Origin of the sequence: Streptomyces albidus (ex Kaewkla and Franco 2022) (genome assembly GCF_013870515.1) — a bacterium.
GTDB classification, from domain to species: domain Bacteria; phylum Actinomycetota; class Actinomycetes; order Streptomycetales; family Streptomycetaceae; genus Streptomyces; species Streptomyces albidus.
Window position 1 is genome coordinate 1 of the sequence record NZ_JACBXA010000392.1, and the last position, 3,554, is coordinate 3,554.

The 3,554-nt window shown below is 68.8% G+C and carries 3 protein-coding genes; 2 read left to right on the top strand and 1 reads right to left on the bottom strand.

Annotated features, from left to right (window positions below; translation table 11 throughout):
* Positions 1–183: 183 nt before the first annotated feature.
* Positions 184–1,338, bottom strand: coding sequence for a glycerophosphodiester phosphodiesterase (locus H5J26_RS29410; protein ID WP_181769007.1), 1,155 nt, complete (start codon positions 1,336–1,338; stop codon positions 184–186).
* A gap of 305 nt (positions 1,339–1,643) precedes the next feature.
* Between H5J26_RS29410 and H5J26_RS29415 the strand changes: the two genes are divergently transcribed.
* Together H5J26_RS29415 and H5J26_RS29420 are read left to right on the top strand one after the other, a co-directional pair.
* Positions 1,644–2,327 (top strand): lysophospholipid acyltransferase family protein, encoded by a 684-nt coding sequence (locus H5J26_RS29415; RefSeq protein WP_181769008.1) that lies wholly within the window; start codon positions 1,644–1,646, stop codon positions 2,325–2,327.
* Positions 2,328–2,395: 68 nt separating this feature from the next.
* A partial coding sequence (locus H5J26_RS29420; protein WP_181769009.1) for a YihY/virulence factor BrkB family protein occupies positions 2,396–3,554 on the top strand: 1,159 nt, incomplete at its 3' end.

Below are 3,554 nucleotides of genomic sequence, written 5' to 3' on the forward strand. Positions count from 1 at the left end.
CTGGCGCACGGCGTCCTGGCCCTGGAATGCCTCTTCCCCATCGCGTACCTGAAGGGCGGACGTAAGGGCGTCCCGGTGCGGTTGCCGCGTGGCGGCGACGCCACCCTTGCGGGTGACGCACCGCCACGCGTACGGACCGCTCAGGGCCATTTCAGACCCTCGTCAGTCCTTCTCAGTCCTTCGTCAGCCCTTGCGGAACTCGGCCGCGGCCAGCAGCCCCGTGTCCGGGTTGTCGGTGAAGATGCCGTCGATGCCTGTCGCGAAGTAGGCACGGAAGGCCCCGAAGGAGTCCCCGTAGGCGTTGGGGTCGGTCCCCCGCTTGAAGTCGAGCGGCAGGAAGGTGTTCTCGTTGCGCATCGTGTACGGGTGCAGGACGAGGTTCTGCGCGTGCGCGTCCCGTACCAGCGTGGTCGGCTCCCCCAGGCTTCCGTCGGGCTTCTTCGGGATGACCAGGTCCACGACGGGCCCGATGCCGTCGGCGAAGCGGGCCATCCACTTCAGGCCCTCGGGCTTGACCAGGTCGGCGACCGTGCGCGGGTCACCCGCCTCGACGAAGTCCCAGGGACGGGAGGTGAGCGCGTCCAGCAGGCAGACGCCGGGGCAGTCCACCAGCTTCTTCAGGCGCTGGATGCTGCTGGGCTCGAAGGACTGGACGAAGTTCGGGGAGTGCGCGCGGTGACGTCCGTACGCGCGCAGCAGCTTGGCCAGCCGCGGCTCGAGCTCCAGACCCAGCTTGCGGAAGTACGTGGGGTGCTTGGTCTCGATGTGCAGCCACACGGGACGGCCGCGCCGCTTGCCCTCCTTCTCGGCCCACTTCAGGACGTCCTCGAAGAGGGGCACCTCCCAGCGCCCGTCATAGAGGGTGTTGCGCTGCCGCGTCTGCGGGATGCGCTCCTTGGCGCGCAGAGTGCGCAGCTCGGCAAGGGTGAAGTCCTCTGTGAACCAGCCGGTCAGCGCCGCACCGTCGACCGTCTTGGTCGTCTTGCGGCCGGCGAACTCCGGGTGGTCGGCGACGTTCGTGGTCGCGGTGATGTCGTTCTCGTGGCGGCAGACGAGGTGACCGTCCTTGGTCGGCACGAGGTCCTGCTCGATGACGTCCGCGCCCATGTCGAGGGCGAGTTGGTAGGAACCGAAGGTGTGCTCAGGGCGGTATCCGCTCGCCCCGCGGTGTGCCACGACAGCAGGCACCGGCAGCCGGCCACCCGGATGCTTCTCGCGTCCCCCCGCCTTCTCCTCCGCGAAAGCACTCCCGCCCGAACCCACCGTCGCTGCGCCTGCGGCGCCCAGTACGGCTGCTCCGAGCACGAGTCTCCGACCCGGCTGCTGCTCCTGACCCATGGGCTCTCCTCAGCTCGTCTCGTCATGTCGCGTCCGCCCGGTGCACTACGGGACCGGGCGGACGACTGGCTGATCGTAGATCCGGCTCCACGACGCCGGGGAGGCTTAAGGCCGAACATGCGGGAAACACGGCTCAGATGACACCCGGACGCGCTTCGGGACGGCGGCACGAGGGAGCAACTGGCCCCGCGTCATGTCAACTCTGCGTATCGGTGCGGTTAACCCGGTGTGCGGTCCGGTTCAAGTGGCGAGTATCGTCTTCACCTGCGCAAGTCTGCGCCCGACGTCACCGACCGGAGGAAGAGTTGTCCCGTTTCCGTCTGATCAAGGCACTGCTCGGCCCGCTACTGCGCGTGCTGTTGCGCCCGCAGGTGGAAGGGGCGGAGCGAATTCCCGGTTCCGGTCCGGTGATTCTGGCCGGCAACCACCTCACGTTCATCGACTCCATGGTGCTCCCCCTGGTGACCGACCGTCAGGTCTTCTTCATCGGGAAGGACGAGTACGTCAGCGGCAGGAGCCTCAAGGGCCGCCTGATGGCGTGGTTCTTCACCGGCGTCGGGATGATCCCCGTGGACAGGGACGGCGGCCGCGGCGGTGTCGCGGCGCTGATGACGGGGCGGCGCGTGCTGGAGGAGGGTCACATCTTCGGGATCTACCCGGAGGGCACCCGCTCCCCCGACGGGCGCCTCTACCGCGGCCGTACGGGCATCGCACGCCTTGCGCTGATGACCGGTGCTCCCGTGGTCCCGTTCGCGATGATCGGCACCGACGCCATCCAGCCCGGCGGCAAGGGCCTGCCGCGGCCCGCACCGGGCCGGCGCATCTCCGTCCGCTTCGGTGACCCGCTCGACTTCAAGCGCTACGAAGGCATGGACCGCGACCGCTACGTGCTGCGCGCCGTCACGGACGAGGTCATGAGCGAGGTCATGCGGCTCTCCGGCCAGGAGTACGTGGACATCTACGCCACGAAGGCCAAGGCCGCAGCCTGACCGTGTCGCTGGAGTGAGAATGGCCCGGGCGGGGGTTCGCCCGCACGGGCCCGGTGACCCGCTCCGGCATGTCAGGTACTGAGAACCACGGCCACCGGCCGGAGAAGCCCGTCGCAGGCCCCGACGCCGGGACCGAGCGTGCCGCCGCCGACAAGCCCACGCAGCTGGGCGGCCGCTCGTGGAAGTCGGTCCTGCGCCGGACGGGCAAGGAATTCAAGGAGGACGAGCTGTCGGACAGAGCGGCAGCGCTCACGTACTACGCCGTGCTGTCGATCTTCCCGGCGCTGCTGGTGCTCGTCTCCGTCCTCGGGATCATCGGCAAATCGGCGACCGACAAGATCATCGGCAACGTCTCGAAGTTCGCCCCTGGCCCCGTCCGCGACATCGTCGAGAACGCCGTCCGGAACCTTCAGAACAGCAGCAGCACCGCGAGCGTGCTTGCGGTGGTGGGTCTGCTGGGCGCCCTGTGGTCGGCTTCCAACTACGTGGCGGCCTTCATCCGTACGGCGAACGTCGTCTACGACCTTCCCGAGGGACGTCCGGCCTGGAAGGTCACTCCCGTCAGGGTGGGACTGACGGTGCTGCTCATGGTCCTGCTCGCCGTGAGCACGCTGCTCGTCGTCTTCACCGGCCCGCTCGCCCGGCAGGCGAGCGATGCGCTCGGCCTGGGAGACACCGCGCTGACCGTCTGGAACATCGCGAAGTGGCCGGTGCTCCTGCTGCTCATCGCCTTCATGATCGCGCTGCTCTACTGGGGCGCGCCCAATGTGAAGGGGCGCGGGCTGCGCTGGGTGACACCCGGCAGCGCCCTGGCGGTGGTGATCTGGCTGGCCGCATCCGCCGGCTTCGCCGTGTACGTGGCCAACTTCAGCTCGTACAACAAGACTTACGGCACGCTGGCCGGGGTCATCATCTTCCTGGTCTGGCTGTGGATCACCAATCTCGCCATCCTGCTCGGCCTCGAGTTCGACGCCGAACTGGCCCGGCAACGCGCGATCAGCGGCGGCCATCCCGTTCAGGAGGAGCCGTACGTGGCGCCCCGTGACACCCGCAAGTGGCCCAGCTCCGGTGTCAGGCAGCCCGAGGGCGGACCCGAGCCCGGCCCGGGGGAAGGCGGTCCGGAGGAACGAGACAGCGGGACCGCTGAGGGCCCTGTGAGTCCCGAGAACGAACCGGAAAAGACGCGTGACGAGGGTCGGGGGCAAGAGGGCCCCGGGGTGCGGGGCC